This is a genomic window from Mycobacterium genavense ATCC 51234 (assembly GCF_000526915.1).
GTDB classification, from domain to species: Bacteria; Actinomycetota; Actinomycetes; order Mycobacteriales; family Mycobacteriaceae; genus Mycobacterium; species Mycobacterium genavense.
In genome coordinates, this window is the sequence record NZ_JAGZ01000005.1 from 216,598 (window position 1) to 233,731 (window position 17,134).

Annotated in this window: 12 protein-coding genes and 5 pseudogenes; 12 read left to right on the forward strand and 5 right to left on the reverse strand. The window is 67.8% G+C overall.

The annotated features are described in order from the left end of the window. Position 1 precedes the first annotated feature (1 nt). Positions 2–966: pseudogene (locus T428_RS27965) on the reverse strand (LysR family transcriptional regulator). 24 nt (positions 967–990) lie between these two features. On the opposite strand from T428_RS27965, the pseudogene T428_RS27970 reads away from it, so the two are divergent. From T428_RS27970 to T428_RS35445, 10 genes and pseudogenes are all read left to right on the forward strand, one after another. Further along, positions 991–2,160, forward strand: a pseudogene (locus T428_RS27970) (XdhC family protein). A 66-nt stretch (positions 2,161–2,226) separates the two neighbouring features. Beyond that, the gene (locus T428_RS0113665) at positions 2,227–3,108 is read left to right on the forward strand and encodes an FAD binding domain-containing protein (protein WP_025736928.1); all 882 of its coding nucleotides are present in this window, start codon (positions 2,227–2,229) and stop codon (positions 3,106–3,108) included. A 2-nt stretch (positions 3,109–3,110) separates the two neighbouring features. Further along, positions 3,111–3,590 carry a (2Fe-2S)-binding protein gene (locus T428_RS0113670; protein WP_025736929.1) on the forward strand — a complete coding sequence of 160 codons (480 nt, stop codon included), beginning with the start codon at positions 3,111–3,113 and terminating at the stop codon, positions 3,588–3,590. Then, positions 3,587–5,982: pseudogene (locus T428_RS27975) on the forward strand (aerobic carbon-monoxide dehydrogenase large subunit). The gene T428_RS0113670 and the pseudogene T428_RS27975 overlap by 4 nt, the downstream one beginning before the upstream one ends. Then, positions 5,979–6,683 (forward strand): annotated as a pseudogene (locus T428_RS0113680) (XdhC family protein); the annotation flags it as partial. The pseudogenes T428_RS27975 and T428_RS0113680, both read left to right, overlap by 4 nt. Positions 6,684–6,859: 176 nt before the next feature. Beyond that, a complete protein-coding gene (locus tag T428_RS0113685; RefSeq protein ID WP_025736931.1) occupies positions 6,860–7,738 on the forward strand; it encodes an AAA family ATPase in 879 nt (292 codons plus the stop codon). A gap of 13 nt (positions 7,739–7,751) precedes the next feature. After that, positions 7,752–8,483, forward strand: a complete 732-nt coding sequence (locus T428_RS0113690; RefSeq protein ID WP_025736932.1) for an SRPBCC family protein — start codon at positions 7,752–7,754, stop codon at positions 8,481–8,483. Between the two features lie 4 nt (positions 8,484–8,487). Next, positions 8,488–9,675, forward strand: a complete 1,188-nt coding sequence (locus tag T428_RS0113695; RefSeq protein ID WP_036467987.1) for a vWA domain-containing protein — start codon at positions 8,488–8,490, stop codon at positions 9,673–9,675. Between the two features lie 126 nt (positions 9,676–9,801). Then, a complete protein-coding gene (locus T428_RS0113700) occupies positions 9,802–10,923 on the forward strand; it encodes a glycoside hydrolase family 76 protein (protein ID WP_025736934.1) in 1,122 nt (373 codons plus the stop codon). Between the two features lie 12 nt (positions 10,924–10,935). After that, positions 10,936–12,300, forward strand: coding sequence for a 3-oxoacid CoA-transferase (locus tag T428_RS35445; RefSeq protein WP_036467989.1), 1,365 nt, complete (start codon positions 10,936–10,938; stop codon positions 12,298–12,300). Here T428_RS35445 and T428_RS27985 read toward each other — a convergent pair. Next, positions 12,297–12,914, reverse strand: a complete 618-nt coding sequence (locus T428_RS27985; RefSeq protein WP_036468045.1) for a DedA family protein — start codon at positions 12,912–12,914, stop codon at positions 12,297–12,299. The genes T428_RS35445 and T428_RS27985 overlap by 4 nt on opposite strands. A gap of 122 nt (positions 12,915–13,036) precedes the next feature. Between T428_RS27985 and fbaA the strand changes: the two genes are divergently transcribed. Then, positions 13,037–14,071, forward strand: a complete 1,035-nt coding sequence (gene fbaA / locus T428_RS0113715) for a class II fructose-bisphosphate aldolase (RefSeq protein ID WP_025736935.1) — start codon at positions 13,037–13,039, stop codon at positions 14,069–14,071. Between the two features lie 63 nt (positions 14,072–14,134). Here the strand turns inward: fbaA and T428_RS0113720 are convergent, their stop codons facing one another. Further along, a complete protein-coding gene (locus tag T428_RS0113720) occupies positions 14,135–14,962 on the reverse strand; it encodes an Rv0361 family membrane protein (protein WP_025736936.1) in 828 nt (275 codons plus the stop codon). A gap of 45 nt (positions 14,963–15,007) precedes the next feature. On the opposite strand from T428_RS0113720, the gene T428_RS0113725 reads away from it, so the two are divergent. Beyond that, the gene (locus T428_RS0113725) at positions 15,008–15,421 is read left to right on the forward strand and encodes a DUF3151 domain-containing protein (protein WP_025736937.1); all 414 of its coding nucleotides are present in this window, start codon (positions 15,008–15,010) and stop codon (positions 15,419–15,421) included. On the opposite strand, the pseudogene T428_RS27990 reads toward T428_RS0113725, so the two are convergent. Then, positions 15,418–16,309: pseudogene (locus tag T428_RS27990) on the reverse strand (cation diffusion facilitator family transporter). The gene T428_RS0113725 and the pseudogene T428_RS27990 sit on opposite strands and share 4 nt — an antisense overlap. Before the next feature lie 40 nt (positions 16,310–16,349). Then, positions 16,350–17,126: a site-2 protease family protein gene (locus T428_RS0113735; RefSeq protein WP_025736938.1), complete on the reverse strand. Its 777-nt coding sequence runs from the start codon at positions 17,124–17,126 to the stop codon at positions 16,350–16,352. Positions 17,127–17,134: the final 8 nt, after the last annotated feature.

Sequence of the window (17,134 nt, forward strand, 5' to 3'; positions counted from 1 at the left end):
CTTAGCTCCAGAGCGTGACGTGAACCTTCGGGCGAAACCTCGTCACCCCGACGCCGGATCCGCGGATCATCGCCTGGATACACCGCGGCGTGGTGATGAAGCGAACCAGCTCAGACACCGCGGGCTGACGCGCGGCGGGCGCCAACGTCGTCGCACACCACTCGCCGGACCGGTCCAGGCCCGGCCCGTTCACATGCACCAGCCGGCCCGCGGCGAGGTCCTTGGCGACTGCGAAACCGATCGTCAACGCGACACCGCCCACCCGCTGCACCTCTCGAGCGCGGCCGCATCACTCTGGAAAATTCGCTGCTGTGACTCCGGAATTGCCAAGCCGCGCAGCATGTTTGTGACTTCGCCATCCTCGCTGCCCGCCGACGGCCCGAGCATCCACTGCTGCTGGCGTAACAGCCCCGGTGCCGGAATGCCCGAGGCCAGTGGGCTATTCGGTGCCACGACGGTGATGATCTGGTATTTCAGGAAGGGCCGCACGAAGATTGAGCCGTCGGGAGCCGCCGAACTCTCGCTGGCCGGGCCGATCGCGATGTCGACGGCTCGCGAGGCGATCAGCTCGCGGAATCGGCTCGTCGGGTGCACGCTCAACTCCACCGACAGGTCGTCGGCCCGCGACGAGAACAACTCGATCAGGCCGGGCGCCGCGTGTTCGGCGAAGGACGCCGACGCCGCGATCCGCAGCAGCCGGCGTCCGTGTGCCGCCTCGGTGACCTCGATCGCGGTCTGCTGCTGCAGGCCCAGGATTTCGACCGCGCGGCTGGCCAGGCGCAGCCCGCCGGGTGTGAACGCCAGCCCCGCACCGGTTCTGGTGAACAACGGGTCGTCGAGTTCCTTGCGCAGCGCCGCGACATGCATGGAAATTCCGGCGTCGGATACGCCCAGTTCCGCGGTGGCGGCTCGCACCGAGCCCAACCGAACCACTGCCGAATAGGCCCGAAGTTGAGCCGGAGTCATGGTTATGAGCCTACGTTGGGAAGCGTGCGAGACGTGCTTGCCGAATTAATGGAGATTTGGCGCGCTGGTGGCACCGCCGGTTTGGGAACCGTGGTGCGCACCTTTCGGTCGGCGCCGCGGCTGCCCGGAGCCTCGATGGTGGTCGCGCCGGACGGCTCGGTGAGCGGCTCGGTGTCGGGGGGTTGCGTGGAAGGTGCTGTCTACCAAGCCGCCACCGAGGTGGCGGGGACCGGAGTACCGCGGCTGGAACGCTACGGCGTCAGCGACGGCGACGCCTTCGCGGTCGGTCTGACATGCGGCGGTGTCATCGACATCTTCGTCGAAGCGATCTCGCAGACCACTTTTCCCGAATTAGGCGCGGTCTCCGAGGACGTCGACGCGCAACGTCCCGTCGCGGTCGCGACCGTCATCGCCCATCCTGACCCGCAGTGGATCGGCCGCCGGCTCATCGTCGGCCGGGAGGTACAGGCGGGGTCACTGGGTTCGGCGCGCGCCGACGCCGCCGTCGCCGACGACGCCCGTGGGCTGCTCGCCGTGGGCCGCAGCGAGGTGCTCAAATACGGGCCCGACGGACAGCGGCTCGGCGAGGGCATGGAGGTGTTCGTATCCAGCTACGCCCCGCAGCCGCGGATGCTGGTGTTCGGCGCCATCGACTTCGCCGCGGCCCTGGCACAACAGGGCGCCTTCCTCGGGTACCGCGTCACGGTGTGCGACGCGCGTTCGGTGTTCGCGACGCGGGCCTGCTTCCCGTCGGCCGAGCATGTGGTGGTCGAGTGGCTGCACCGCTACCTCGCCGCGCAGGCAGCGGCCGGCGCGGTCGACGAGAACGCCGTGATCTGCGTGCTGACGCACGATCCCAAGTTCGACGTCCCGGTGCTGGAGGTGGCGCTGCGCCTGCCGCGGGTCGGGTATGTGGGGGCGATGGGCTCGCGGCGCACGCACGACGACCGGATGCAGCGGCTGCGAGCTGCGGGGCTGACCGACACCGAGCTGAGTCGGCTGTCCAGCCCGATCGGCCTGGATCTGGGCGCCCGCACACCGGAGGAGACCGCGGTCTCCATCGCGGTCGACATCATCGCCCGCCGCTGAGGCGGCGGTGGTCGGCCACTGGCCCAACTGGTCGGCCGCATCCATCACGAAGCGCCGGAGCAGCAGGTCATGGGCGAGTTCGAGGCGACTTCAACGATCCCTTAACTCGCTATTGACGCCCCCGTCGCAGCGCCCGACACTTGGGTTCCTCAGCCAAGTGAGGTGCGTCACATGCAGGTACCCGGCCCCTTCGAATACGAACGCGCAACCACTGTCGACCACGCCATCGGGCTACTGGATCGGTTGGGGGAGGGGGCGCGCGTGGTCGCCGGCGGACACAGCCTGCTGCCGATGATGAAGCTGCGCATCGCCAACCCCGAATACCTCGTCGACATCAACGACCTGGCGCTCGAACTCGGCTACGTGATCACCGACCCGACCCTGGCCCGCATCGGCGCCATGACCCGCCACCGCGAGCTGCTGGACTCCGACCCGCTGGCCGCCGTGTGCCCGATCTTCCGCGACGCCGAATGGGTGATCGCCGACCCGGTGATCCGCAATCGCGGCACCCTCGGAGGCTCGCTGTGCCAGGCCGATCCGGCCGAGGACCTGTCGACCGTGTGCGAGGCGCTCGACGCGGTATGCCTGGCCCGCGGACCGTCGGGCGAACGGGAAATACCGATCGACGACTTCATCGTCGGGCCCTACGAGACCGCGCTGGCCTTCAACGAGATGCTCGTCGAGGTACGAATCCCGGTGCGGCACAACACGTCAAGTGCTTACGCGAAAGTCGAACGGCGGGTGGGTGATTGGGCTGTGGCGGCGGCGGGTGCGGCGCTTACCCGCGAGGGCGCCGCCATCGCGGCGGCCCGGCTGGGCCTGACCGCCGTCAACGTCGACTGCGCGGCACTGGCCGACGTCGCGGCCGGGCTGGCCGGACGGCCAGCGACCGACGAGGTTTTCGCCGATGCGGGGCAGCGGGTCGCGCAAGCCTGCGACCCGGTGACCGACGTCCGCGGCACCGCCGAGTACAAGCGGCATCTGGCCGCCGAGCTGACCACTCGCACCTTGCGCACCGCCGCCGAGCGGGTGCGCGGACAAGGGAGCAACTAGCCATGCAAGTGAATATGACCGTCAACGGCGAACAGGTGAGCGCCGACGTCGAGCCCCGGATGCTGCTCGTGCATTTCCTGCGTGATCACTTGCGGCTCACCGGGACTCACTGGGGCTGCGACACCAGCAACTGCGGAACCTGTGTGGTCGACATCGACGGCGTGCCGGTGAAATCCTGCACGATGCTCGCCGTGATGGCCTCGGGTCACAGTGTGCGCACGGTCGAGGGCCTCGCCACCAACGGGCAGCTGGACCCCGTGCAAAAAGGCTTCATGCGCTGCCACGGCCTGCAGTGCGGCTTCTGCACACCGGGCATGATGATCACCGCCCGCGCCCTGCTGGACCGCGATCCCAACCCCGACGAGGAGACCATCCGGCGGGCGATCTCGGGCCAGATCTGCCGCTGCACCGGATACACGACCATCGTGCGGTCCATTCAGTGGGCCGCGTCGCACGCAGCTCCCGTGGGGGCCGGATCATGACGACCATCGAATCGCGCCCGCCGTCCCCGGAAGACCTGACCGACAACGACCAAAAGCCGTGCGGTTACGGCCGGATGATGCGCAAGGAGGATCCGCGGTTCATCCGCGGCGGGGGTCGCTACGTCGACGACATCGCGCTGCCGGGCATGCTGCATCTGGCGATCCTGCGCTCGCCGTACGCGCACGCCACCATCGTCGGCATCGATGTGACTGTGGCACTTGCACATCCGAAGGTCAAGGCCGTGGTGACCGGCGCCGACCTGGCCGAGAAGGGGCTGGCCTGGATGCCGACGCTGTCCAACGACGTGCAGGCGGTGCTGGCCACCGACAAGGTGTGCTTCCAAGGTCAGGAGGTCGCGTTCGTCGTAGCCGAGGACCGGTATTCGGCGCGCGACGCACTGGAGCTGATCGACGTCGAATACGACCCGCTGGAACCGGTCGTCGACGTGCGCACGGCGCTGGAGCCGTCGGCCCCGGTGATCCGGACCGACCTGGACGGCAAGACCGACAACCACTGCTTCGACTGGGAAATCGGCGACGCGGCCGCCACCGACGCCGTGTTCGCCAAGGCCGACGTCGTCGTCAAGCAGGAGATCGTCTACCCCCGAGTGCACCCGGCGCCGATGGAAACCTGTGGTGCGGTAGCCGACCTGGACCCGGTCACCGGCAAGCTGACGCTGTGGTCCACCAGCCAGGCACCGCACGCCCACCGCACCCTGTACGCGTTGGTCGCCGGTCTGCCCGAGCACAAGATCCAGGTGATCTCGCTCGACATCGGCGGGGGATTCGGCGACAAGGTGCCGATCTATCCGGGTTACGTCTGCGCCATCGTCGGCTCGTTGCTGTTGGGCAAGCCGGTGAAGTGGATGGAGGACCGCAGCGAGAACCTGACCTCCACCGGCTTTGCCCGCGACTACATCATGGTCGGCGAGATCGCCGCCACCAAAGACGGCAAGATTCTGGCGATCAGGTCCAACGTGCTGGCCGATCACGGCGTGTTCAACGGCACCGCGGCGCCGGTGAAGTACCCGGCCGGCTTTTTCGGGGTGTTCACCGGCAGCTACGACATCGAGGCCGCGTACTGCCACATGACCGCGGTGTACACCAACAAGGCACCCGGCGGCGTGGCGTACGCGTGTTCTTTCCGGATCACCGAGGCCGTGTATTTCGTTGAGCGGCTGGTCGATTGGCTCGCGTTCGAGCTGATGGACCCGGCCGAGCTGCGGTTGCGAAACCTGTTGCGGCCCGAGCAGTTCCCGTACCGCAGTAAGACCGGCTGGGTGTACGACTCCGGCGATTACGAGACCACCATGCGCAAGGCCATGGACATGATCGGCTACGACGCGCTGCGGGCCGAGCAGCGGGAGCGGCGCGAGCGCGGCGAGCTGATGGGCATCGGCATGTCGTTCTTCACCGAGGTCGTCGGTGCCGGCCCGCGCAAGGACATGGACATCCTCGGCCTCGGCATGGCCGACGGCTGCGAGTTACGGGTGCACCCCACCGGCAAGGCGGTGGTGCGGCTTTCGGTGCAGACGCAGGGCCAGGGCCATGAGACGACGTTCGCTCAGATCGTCGCCGAGGAGCTGGGCATTCCGCCCGACGACATCGACGTGGTGCACGGCGACACCGACCAGACCCCGTTCGGGCTGGGCACCTACGGCAGCCGGTCCACGCCGGTGTCCGGGGCGGCCGCGGCCCTGGTGGCCCGCAAGGTCCGGGACAAGGCGAAGATCATCGCGTCGGGCATGCTCGAGGTGTCGGTGGCCGACTTGGATTGGGAGAAAGGCAAATTCCACGTCAAGGGCGACCCGTCCGCGGCGGTCACGATTGCCGACATCGCGATGCGTGCGCACGGGGCCGGCGATCTGCCGGAGGGTATCGAGGGTGGGCTGGACGCCCAGATCTGCTACAACCCGGAGAACCTGACCTATCCCTACGGTGCATATTTCTGCGTGGTGGACGTGGATCCGGGCACCGCGGTGGTCAAGGTGCGGCGTTTCCTGGCCGTCGACGACTGCGATACCCGGATCAACCCGATGATCATCGAGGGTCAGGTCCACGGCGGCATCGTCGACGGCATCGGGATGGCACTGATGGAGATGATCGCCTTCGACGACGAAGGCAACTGTCTGGGCGGGTCGCTGATGGATTACCTGATCCCGACCGCGGTCGAGGTGCCGCATCTGGAGACCGGGTTCACCGTGACGCCGTCGCCGCATCACCCGATCGGGGCGAAGGGCATCGGCGAATCGGCGACCGTAGGCTCACCGCCCGCGGTGGTCAACGCGGTGGTGGATGCGTGGCGCCGTTCGGGGTTCGGCACGCCGATATGCCGCTGATACCGTCGCGGGTCTGGGAGGCCATGCAGGGCAGAGCGAGGCCACCGATTTGACGGCGATCAGCGAGCGGGCTCGGCAACTGTTGGCGGCGCGAACACCGTTCGTGCACGCCACGGTGGTGCGCGCCGCCCCGCCCACGTCGGCGTATCCCGGTGACGAAGCAATCCTGTTGGCGGACGGAACAATTGAGGGGTTCGTCGGCGGGCAGTGCGCGCAGAACTCGGTGCGCAAGGCGGCGCTGGGTGTGTTGCAGGCTGGTGAAAGTGTGCTGCTGCGCGTGCTGCCCGACGGCGATGTGCATTTCCCCGAGGCCGCCGGCGCCTGCGTGGTGGTCAACCCGTGTCTGTCCGGCGGGTCGCTGGAGATCTTCCTGACCCCGCAACTGCCCGCCCCGCTGATCCGGATCTACGGCGCCACCCCGATCGCCGACGCGTTGCTCGACGTGTGCCGGGTGCTCGGCTACGACGCCCACCGAGACACCCCCGGCGACCTGTCCGACACCACCGCTGTGGTGATCGCCAGCCACGGCGGACCGGAAGCCGAAATCATCCGCGCGGCATTGGATAACGGCGTCGGCTATATCGGCCTGGTGGCCAGCCGGGTCCGCGGCGAGTCGATCCTGAAGGATTTCGAACTCTCCGACGCCGAGCGGTCCCGCATCCACACTCCGGTCGGATTGCGCATCGGCGCCAAGACCCCCGTGGAGATCGCGGTGTCGATCGCGGCCGAACTGATCGCCTCGGTGCGCGACGGCAGCCTGACCCGGCTGAGGGCCCCGGCGACCGGCGTCCCGAACCAGGCGGTCGATCCGGTGTGCGGCATGACCGTGCCGATCGGGCCCGCCACCGAACACCTGGAGCTGGCCGGCACCGACTACTGGTTCTGCTGCCCGGGATGCCGATCGGCATTCGCCGCCGAAAAAGCCGACACATGACGCCGTCGGTGTTCAGCAGCCCCGACGACGTGGTGTGCCTGTTCGACGCGAGGGATGATCTGCTCGACACCGGCACGGCGTCGGCGATCTATCTGGCCGTCACGCTCGGCAGGCCGCTGCTACTCGAGGGTGAACCGGGAGTCGGCAAGACCACGGCCGCGAAAACCCTTGCGGCGGTGCTGAACACCCCAATGGTGCGGCTGCAATGCTACGAGGGATTGACCGCGAACGAGGCGCTGTACGACTGGAACTACCAACGCCAGCTGCTGTCCATCCGCCTGGCCGAGGCGCGTGGTACCGGTATCGAGGAAGCCGATCTGTACACCGAGACCTATCTGGTGGACCGGCCGATTCTGCACTGCGTGCGTCACCGCGGGCCGACGCCCCCGGTGCTGTTGATCGACGAAATCGACCGGGCCGACGACGAATTCGAGGCGCTGCTGCTGGAGTTTCTCGGCGAGTCCGCGGTCACCGTCCCCGAACTCGGCACTTTCGTCGCCGAGCAGCCGCCGATCGCGGTGCTCACCTCGAACCGCAGCCGCGACCTGCACGACGCGCTGCGCCGGCGCTGCCTTTACCACTGGATCGACTATCCCGAACCGGCCCGGGCCGCCGCGATCGTCCGGCGCACGGTGCCGGGCGCGTCCGCGCCGCTGATCCAGCAGGCCACCCAGTTCGTCGGCAGTGCACGCGATCTCGACCTGGACAAGCCGCCCGGGGTGGCCGAGACCATCGATTGGGTGGCCGCCCTGGTGTCGCTGGGCGTCGCGAACCTCGTCGACGATTCCGCCGTCATGAGTTTGGGGGCACTGGCCAAGACGCCCGACGACCGTACCCTGATCCGCGACGCTTTCACCGAGTACAGCCGCACCTGAGAGGACCCGCAGCATGAAGATCGCCAACCAGTTCACCGTCAGCGCGCCCATCGACCGGGCCTGGGATGTGCTGTGCGACCTGGAACAGGTGATCCCGCTGATGCCGGGCGCCCAGCTGACCGGCCACGAGGGCGAGGACTACCTCGGCAAGGTCAAGGTCAAAATGGGCCCGGTGACCAGCGAATTCAGCGGCAAGGTGCGCTTCGTCGAGCAGGATCGCGAGCAGTACCGCGCGGTCATCGACGGAAAGGGTAAGGAAGCGCGCGGCACCGGCAACGCGGCCGCCACCGTCACGGCGCAGCTGCACGCCGACGGGGAGCGCACCAGCGTGACCGTCGACACCGACCTGAAGATCGTCGGCAAGCTGGCCCAGTTCGGCAGCGGCATGCTGAAGCAGGTGTCGGAGAAATTGCTGGGCCAGTTCGTGGAATCGCTGGAAGCAAAGCTGGCCGCCGAGAAGGGCGGAGCGTCCGAGGCTCCGACCGGCGCACCGACGGGGGCGAGCCCGGTCGCCGCGGCGGGCAACTCGCACGCGGCCGGCAACTCGCACGCGGCTGCCGAGGAGTCCACCCCGGCCTGGCCGGCCAACCCGGTCCCGGGAACCGGCCAATCTCCCGCCGCCGAGCCCGAGCCCATTGATCTGCTGCAGCTGGCCGGTGGTGACCAGCTCGAGAAGTACGCCGCCCCGGCGGTGGTAGCGCTGGCCGCGCTGGTGCTGATCTGGCTGCTGCTGCGGCGGCGTTAGCGGGCTGGTCGACACCCCCCTGCTGTTGCGGGGCGTCGATTGTGCGGCGCTCGTGACAGCGCTGGTCGCCCGGCTGCGCGGCGTCGGGGTGTCGGTATCGGCCAGCGGTCCGGCGAGTTTTGTCCAGGCGCTGCGAAAGCTGGCTCCGGACAACACGTTTGCGTTGTACTGGGCGGCCAGGCTGACGCTGGTCAACCGGATGGAGGATCTGGGCGCCTTCGACGAAGTGTTTGCCGCGGTGTTCGGCACGGCCGATCCCGACGCAACGTCCGACTCAGCGCTGCCGCTGCCGGGGCCCAAAACACCGGCCGCGGGCACGGTGCGTCCGGGTGGCAGCGGGCCGGGGTCGACGCAACAGCTGCCCTGGGTGACGCGGTCCGTCGCCACCGGCGCCGACACGGCAAGCTCGAGCATCCTGCTCCCCGACGTGCTGCCTAGCCGGATCGCGGCGCTGGCCGACGAGCCGTTCGACCGTTTCGATCCCGAAGACCTTCGCCTGCTTGGTATTTGGCTGGAAGCGACCGTGGCGCGCTGGCCGCGACGGCGCAGCCTGCGATTCGAGCCCAGCCCGGCCGGAAAGCGAATCGACCTGCGGGCCACCATGAACGCCTCGCGGTCGACCGGCTGGGAGTCGATGGTGCTGGAGCGGACCCGGCCGCGCCGACGGCCTCGGCGGGTCGTGCTGCTCTGCGACGTCAGCCGGTCGATGCAGCCCTATGCCGCGGTCTATCTGCATTTGATGAGAGCGGTGTTGCGCCAGGCTGGAACTCGGCCCGAGGTGTTCGCGTTCTCGACGTCGCTGACCAGGCTCACCTCGGTGCTGTCGCACCGATCGGCCGAGGTGGCGCTGCAGCGGGCCAAGGCCCGGGTCACCGACCGCTACGGCGGCACGTTCATCGGCCGCAGCGTGGCCGCGCTGCTCGCCTCGCCGCACGGCAACGCGCTGCGCGGCGCCGTGGTGATCATCGCCTCCGACGGCTGGGACAGTGATCCCCCCGCCGAGCTGGAACACGCGATGGCCCGGCTGCGCCGGCGCGCCGAGCTGCTGGTCTGGCTCAATCCTCGTGCGGCACAGCGGGACTTCGAGCCGCTGGCCGGTTCGATGGCGGCGGCCTTGCCCTACTGCGATCTGTTTGTGCCGGCGCACTCGCTGACCGGGCTGCGCCGATTGCTGCTCGAATTGTGCCGTTGAGAGCCACGGCCGTCCGGCCGCGGCGTTGCGTGTGCGGCCACAGGGCAGCCACGCCGATCCGGGCCGCCGCGGCTGACTGCGCACTCGGCATCACCCCGGCACACGGATGAGGCAGGATCGGTAGGCATGGACCAGCTATGGGCCAACCGGGCTGCCAGTTCCGAAGCCGCTGTTTTGCAGCGTCACCTGAAACGGCTGTGGGGGTTACCCGGAACGCAGCTGGGCGTGGTGGCCTGGCCGGCGACGCGGCGGGCACGGCTGTTCGGCACCTGGCACTACTGGTGGCAGGCGCATCTGCTGGATTGCCTGGTCGACGCGCAGCTGCGCGACCCCCAGCCGCACCGGCACGCCCAGATCGTCCGGCAGGTCCGCTCGCACCGGCTGCGCAACAACTTTCGCTGGACCAACAACTATTACGACGACATGGCGTGGCTGGCGATCGCGCTGGAACGTGCCGCCCGGATCGCCGGCGTCGAGCGGGGCCGCGCGCTGCCGAAGCTCGCCGACCAGTTCCTGAAGGCGTGGGTGCCCGAGGACGGCGGCGGCATCCCCTGGCGCAAGCAGGACCAGTTCTTCAACGCCCCGGCCAACGGTCCGGCGGGCATATTCTTGGCCCGCTACGGGGAGCACCTCAAGCGCGCCGCCCAGATGGGCGACTGGATCGACCAGACCCTGATCGACCCGGAAACCCACCTGGTGTTCGACGGCGTCAAGGCCGGTTCGCTGGTGCGCGCGCAGTACACCTACTGCCAGGGCGTGGTGCTTGGGCTGGAGACCGAGCTCGCGGTCCGCACCGGCGCCGAGGCCCGGGCCCGGCACGCGGCGCGGGTGCACCGCCTGGTCGCCGCCGTCAACGAGCACATGGCACCGTCGGGCGTGCTGACGGGTTCCGGCGGCGGCGACGGCGGGCTGTTCGCCGGCATCACCGCCCGCTATCTCGCGCTGGTCGCCACCACGCTGCCGGGTGATTCCGCCGACGACGCGGTGGCCCGGGACACCGCCCGCGAGATCGTGCTGTCGAGTGCGAAATCGGCGTGGGACTATCGGCAAACGGTCGACGGGCTGCCGTTGTTCGGGGCGTCCTGGGACCGCGACGCCGAACTGCCGACGGAGGAGGGCGCGCAGGCACAATTCGTCGAGGGTGCGGTGAACGCGTCGCAGACTCCGGAACGAGACCTGTCGGTGCAGCTGTCGGGGTGGATGCTGATGGAGGCCGCAGGTAACGTCACGGCCGAATCGTCGCATTAGAAGGAGCACTCAGTGAGTAAAGTCCACCCCGATGCCGAGTCGGCACTGCGAGACCTGCTGAAGGACGGAATCACCATTGCCGCAGGCGGTTTCGGCCTGTGCGGCATTCCGGAGACTCTGATTCAGGCCCTGGTGGACAGCGGCGTCAAAGAGCTCACGATCGTCGGAAACAACGCCGGCGTCGACGATTTCGGCATGGGGTTGTTGCTCAAGGGTCGGCAGGTCAAGAAAGTCATCGCCTCGTACGTGGGAGAGAACAAGGAATTTGAGCGCCAGGTGCTAGCCGGTGAGCTGGACCTGGTGCTCACGCCGCAAGGCACGCTGGCCGAGAAGCTACGCGCCGGCGGCGCCGGGATTCCGGGCTTCTACACCCGCACCGCGTTCGGCACCCAACTCGCCGAGGGCAAGGACATGCGCGTCTTCGACGGCACCGAATACGTGCTGGAGGAAGGCATCCATGCCGACGTCGCGATCGTCAAGGCCTGGAAGGGGGACACCGCGGGCAACCTGATCTACCGCAAGACCGCGCGCAACTTCAACCCCATGATCGCCACCTGCGGCAGGGTGACCATCGCCGAAGTCGAAGAACTGGTCGAGGTCGGCGAGCTGGAGCCCGACCAGATCCACACCCCTGGCATCTACGTCGACCGCATCATCGAAGGCCCCGGCTACGAGAAGCGAATCGAATTCCGCACCACCAGCGGGGGCGCCGCGGCCAAGAAGGACAGCCCGATCCGCGAGCTGATGGCCCGGCGCGCTGCCAAGGAGCTGCGCGACGGCTACTACGTGAACTTGGGCATCGGCATCCCGACCCTGGTGGTCAATTACATCCCCGACGACATCAACGTCACCTTGCAGTCGGAGAACGGCCTGCTCGGCATCGGCGCCTACCCGACCGAGGACGAGGTCGATCCCGACCTGATCAACGCCGCGAAGCAAACCATCACCACGATCAGGGGCTCCAGCTTCTTCAGTAGCGCCGACTCGTTCGCCATGATCCGCGGCGGCCACATCGACCTGTCCATCCTCGGCGGCTTGGAGGTGGCCGAGAACGGCGACCTGGCCAACTGGATGGTTCCGGGCACGATGGTCAAGGGACCGGGTGGTGCGATGGACCTGGTGTCGGGGGTCAAGCGGGTGATCGTCGTGATGGATCACACCGCCAAGGACGGCAGCCCGAAGATTCTCAAGCAATGCACGCTGCCGCTCACCGGAAAAGGCGTGGTGAACATGATCATCACCGACCTGTGCGTCTTCGATGTCGACCCGGAACGCGGGCTGACGCTCACCGAGCTGCATCCCGGAGTGACGGTCGCCGAGGTTCGCGAAAAAACCGGCTGCGATTTCGTCGTGGCGGCGCCGCTGGACAGCGCTTAACGCCGTCGGGCCAGGTAGCCCCGGGTGGCCGCGATCAGTGCCGGCAACAGCGAGACGAACAGGATGACCAGGATGATCTTTTCCAGGTTCTGGTGCACGAACGGCATGTTGCCCAGGAAGTAGCCGGCCACCGTCACGCCGCCGCCCCACAACACACCGCCGACGATGTCGAACGCCAGATACACCGGGTAGCGCATATAGGACACCCCGGCGACGACCGGGGTGAACGTCCGGATGAACGGCATGAAGCGGGCCAGGATGATGGCCGGGGGTCCGTATTTCTCGAAGAAGGCGTGCGAGTCGGTCACGTAATGCTGCTTGAAGAACCGGGAATCTTCCTTCTTGAACAGCACCGGCCCGATCCGGCGACCGATGAAATAGCCGGTCTGGTCGCCCAGCACCGCGGCCACCGCGACCGTCGGAGCCAGCACCCAGATGTTCAGCGTTCCGTGCGCGGCCAGCAAACCACCGGTGAACAGCAGTGACTCGCCGGGCAGCAGCGGAAACAGCAGTCCGGTCTCGACGAAAACGATGACCAGGATGGTCGGCAACACCGCGGAGGCGAACGGGCCCTGGGGTCCGATCCAGAACATCGGATCGATGATGTCGGGCATCAAACCCACTCAGCCGGCACGGCGGTGCTCATGGTGCCTCAACATACCGGCCCGAGGCGGCTGCCCGCCGCCAACGTGGGGTTGCGATACTTGGGCAACTGAAGTCTTCAGGAGGAACTGCAATGCCCATCGCCACCCCCGAGGCCTACGCCGAGATGCTGGGACGCGCCAAGGAGAACGCGTACGCCTTCCCGGCCATCAACTGCACCTCCTCGGAGACCGTCAACGCCGCCATCAAGGGCTTCGCCGACGCCGGCAGCGACGGCATCATCCAGTTCTCCACCGGCGGTGCGGAGTTCGCCTCCGGCCTCGGCGTCAAGGACATGGTCACCGGCGCGGTCGCGCTGGCCGAGTTCACCCACCACATCGCGGCCAAATACCCGATCAACGTCGCGCTGCACACCGACCACTGCCCCAAGGACAAGCTGGACACCTACGTGCGCCCGTTGCTGGACATCTCGGCCAACCGCGTGGCGGCCGGCGACAACCCGCTATTCCAGTCCCACATGTGGGACGGCTCGGCCGTGCCGATCGACGAGAACCTCGTCATCGCCCAGGAGCTGCTCAAGGCGTCGGCCGCTGCCAAGATCATCCTGGAGATCGAGATCGGCGTGGTCGGCGGCGAGGAGGACGGCGTCGCCCACGAGATCAACGACAAGCTGTACACCACCCCGGAGGACTTCGAGAAGACGGTCGAGGCGCTGGGCACCGGCGAACACGGCAAGTACCTGCTGGCCGCGACGTTCGGCAACGTGCACGGCGTCTACAAGCCCGGCAACGTCAAGCTGCGCCCCGACATCCTGGACCAGGGACAGAAGGTGGCGTCGGCCAAGCTGGGTCTGCCCGACGGATCTAAGCCGTTCGACTTCGTCTTCCACGGCGGATCGGGCTCGCTGAAGTCCGAGATCGAAGAGGCGCTGCGCTATGGCGTGGTGAAGATGAACGTCGACACCGATACCCAGTACGCGTTCACCCGCCCGATCGCCGGCCACATGTTCACCAACTACGATGGCGTGCTCAAGGTCGACGGCGAGGTGGGCAGCAAAAAGGTCTACGACCCGCGCAGCTACCTCAAGAAGGCCGAGGCGTCGATGACCGAGCGCGTGATCGAGGCCTGCAACGACCTGCACTGCGCCGGAAAGTCGCTCGGCGCCTAGCCCTTCGAACGTGAAGCCAGCTTCACGTTCGGCACCAAGCCGGGGCGTCCGGCACCAAGCGAGCTAGCCGCTGGCGGATTGGCAGATCTTCCACTGATCGTCGCGGTACTGCAGGTCGAGGCTGCGCGTCGAGCGGACCTGCGGGTCGTAGGCCATGAACGTGGTGACGTTGGCCTCGGCATGCTGGCCGTTGACGACGATCTGGTCGATGCTGGCGATCACCGGATACTGCTTGGCCGCCGAAACCCGTTGGTAGGTCTCGTTCCACGAGCGCTCGTCGTAGTCGACGTAGCCGTCGCGGGTGGTGCCGCAGGTGATGCTGCGCAGCTGGGTCAGGTCGCCGCGCTGCACCGCGGTGTCGAACGCATGAATGGATTGGCGCACCAGGTCTTCCTGCGAGACGTGGGAGTGCTTTCCGCGGGTCAGCAGCACGGTGCCCAGGATGGCGATCGCCGCCAGTGCCAACACGATCACGGTGATCGCCAGCACCCAGCCCCAGTTGAAATTCCTGATGGCCGAGCGTGGCTTGGCCCCGTCACGGCCCGGAATAGATTGCGGCACAGCAGGTTTCGGAGGCATCGGCTGGCCCGGTGGACCCGGCTGCCCCGGTGGACCCGACTGCCCCGGCGGCGTCGAGAAGACTTCCGTCGCCGGCTCGGGCGTGGTGTGGATGACCGCCGTTTCCTTCGCGTCGAAACCGGGCGCGGTGAAGCGCCGTTCGCGTTGCTGATCGTCCGGATTGGACGCGGCACCGTCGCCGGGATCGGGCTTGTCGATCACCACGGTCTCGGTCTCGGGGTCGGGAGGAATCAGCGGATGGGCGTCGGTTGCGTCGTCGGTCGGGTCCTCACCCGTCGGCGTGCCGCGGTCGGGCTCCGGTGGGTTAGGCATGAGTTGGAGCTTAGTCACCCGCGGCGGGACGGCAGAATAGAAGTTATGCCACCGATGGGTGATCTCCTAGGACCCGATCCGATCCTGCTACCCGGCGACAGCGAAGCCGAAGCCGAACTGCTCGCCAACGAGAATCCCGGCATCGTCGCGGCGGCGCATCCGTCCGCGTCGGTGGCCTGGGCGGTCCTGGCCGAGGAGGCGCTGGCCGACGACCGCGCCATCACCGCCTACGCCTACGCCCGCACCGGCCACCACCGTGGCCTGGACCAATTGCGCCGCAACGGGTGGAAGGGCTTTGGCCCGGTGCCCTATTCGCACCAGCCCAACCGCGGTTTCCTGCGGTGTGTGGCCGCCCTGGCTAAGGCCGCCGACGCGATCGGCGAGACCGACGAGCTGAACCGCTGCCTGGACCTGCTCGACGACTGCGACCCCGCGGCTCGCAAAGAGCTGGGCCTCTAGAAGCTCTCCGAACAGTCGCTGTCGCGGGTCTCGATCTGCACGGTGGCGTGTTCGAGGCCGCGCTCGTGCAGCACCTCGCGCGCGTCGTTGAGCACGCGGGTCGAGTCGCTGGCGCTGATCAGGTGCACGGTGCACATGTCCTTGCCCGGCGACAGCGTCCACACGTGCAGATCGTGCACTTGGGTCACGCCGTCCACGCCGCCGAGTGCCGACCGCAGCTCCTCGACGTCGATGTGAGCCGGCGACGTCTCGGACAGGATCCGCAGTGCCGCGCGCGCCAGCGAAAACGCGCGGGGCAGCACCCACAGCGCGACCAGCACGGCGACGACGACGTCGGCGTAGGGCCAGTGCGTCGTGACGGTCACGATGCCCGCGATCAGCACGCCCAGGCTGCCGACGGTGTCGGCGATGACCTCCATGTAGGCGCCCTTGACGGCCAGGCTGCCTTCGGATTGTGACCGCAACAGCATCGCGACCACGAAGTTGGCGATCAGCCGGCCAGCGCCACCACGATCATCGGTACACCGGGGACATCGGCGCCGGTGCCGAGCCGCTCGATCGCCTCGTAGAGGATGAACGCCGCCATCCCGACCAGCAACACCGCGTTGCCACCGTGGTGAAGACCTCGGCGCGGTGCCAGCCGTAGGTGCGGTCCGGGGACGTGCTGCCGCGCTTGGCCAGCACCACCGCCGTCAGCCCCATGAACACCGCGACGACGTCGGTCAGCATGTGCCCGGCATCGGCCAGCAGCGCAAGGGAATTGATAAGCAGCGACGTGGTCAGCTCGATCACGAAGAACGTCGTGAGAATCCCGGCGGCCATGACCATGCGGGGAATCATCCGAGACGCGTCGGCCTCGGCGGGGGTGTGACTGTGTCCTGCGCCCATGGCCCACAATATATGCATGGCAACGCATATATAGCAAGGCCTAGAACCAGCGGCTCCAGAAGCGGGTCAGCGAGTTGCCCGCGCTGGCCAGCAGGTGTGGCACCCCGGAGAAGTCGAAGAACCAGGCGGTCAGCGCGAAGAGCCATTGGCCGACCGCCGGCGCCAGCAGCAGGAACAGCAGGATGAACACGCCGTACTGTTTGGCCGGTGCGACGGCGCGCTGCGTCTCGGGGCTAAGGTGCGGTTCCACGGCGTCGTAGCCGTCCAGGCCCGGGATGGGCAGCAGGTTGAGGATCACGGCCATGATCTGCAGGAAACCCAGAAACGACACACCCGCCCACAGCACCCAGTGCTCCGGGTCGAAGAACAGCCGGGTTAGCGTCAGCAGCAGCACCGCCAACAGCAGATTGGCCGCGGGCCCGGCCAGGCTGACCAGGGTGCGGCGGGTGGGCGACATGAACCAGGTGCGGACGTAGATGGCGGCGCCGGGCAGGCCGATGACGCCGAGTGCGATGAACACCATCGGCAGCAGCAGCGACAGCCCGGGATGGGCGTAGCGCCGCGGATCCAGGCTCAGGTAGCCGCGCACTTCCTGGTCGTGGTCGCCGAATCGCCAGGCCGTCGCCGCGTGACCGAATTCGTGCAAGCACAACGACACCAGCCAACCGCCGATCACGAAGATGAACACCCCGGCGTAGGACATCGGCCGCACGGTCGTCCCGGCCAGCCAGGCCAGCACACCGCCGACGGCCGTCAAAGCTAACAGTGCCAAGAAGATTGGGCTGGGTCGCACCGATGCGTGCCCGCGTGAGTCCACCGGTCGAA

Coding starts and splice junctions, on each gene's coding strand:
- T428_RS0113690 (WP_025736932.1), top strand. CDS start 7,752: ATGAAGATCGCCAACCAGTTCACCGTCAGCGCGCCCATCGACCGGGCC.
- fbaA (WP_025736935.1), top strand. CDS start 13,037: ATGCCCATCGCCACCCCCGAGGCCTACGCCGAGATGCTGGGACGCGCC.
- T428_RS0113725 (WP_025736937.1), top strand. CDS start 15,008: ATGCCACCGATGGGTGATCTCCTAGGACCCGATCCGATCCTGCTACCC.
- T428_RS0113700 (WP_025736934.1), top strand. CDS start 9,802: ATGGACCAGCTATGGGCCAACCGGGCTGCCAGTTCCGAAGCCGCTGTT.
- T428_RS0113670 (WP_025736929.1), top strand. CDS start 3,111: ATGCAAGTGAATATGACCGTCAACGGCGAACAGGTGAGCGCCGACGTC.
- T428_RS0113685 (WP_025736931.1), top strand. CDS start 6,860: ATGACGCCGTCGGTGTTCAGCAGCCCCGACGACGTGGTGTGCCTGTTC.
- T428_RS0113665 (WP_025736928.1), top strand. CDS start 2,227: ATGCAGGTACCCGGCCCCTTCGAATACGAACGCGCAACCACTGTCGAC.
- T428_RS27985 (WP_036468045.1), bottom strand. CDS start 12,914: ATGCCCGACATCATCGATCCGATGTTCTGGATCGGACCCCAGGGCCCG.
- T428_RS0113720 (WP_025736936.1), bottom strand. CDS start 14,962: ATGCCTAACCCACCGGAGCCCGACCGCGGCACGCCGACGGGTGAGGAC.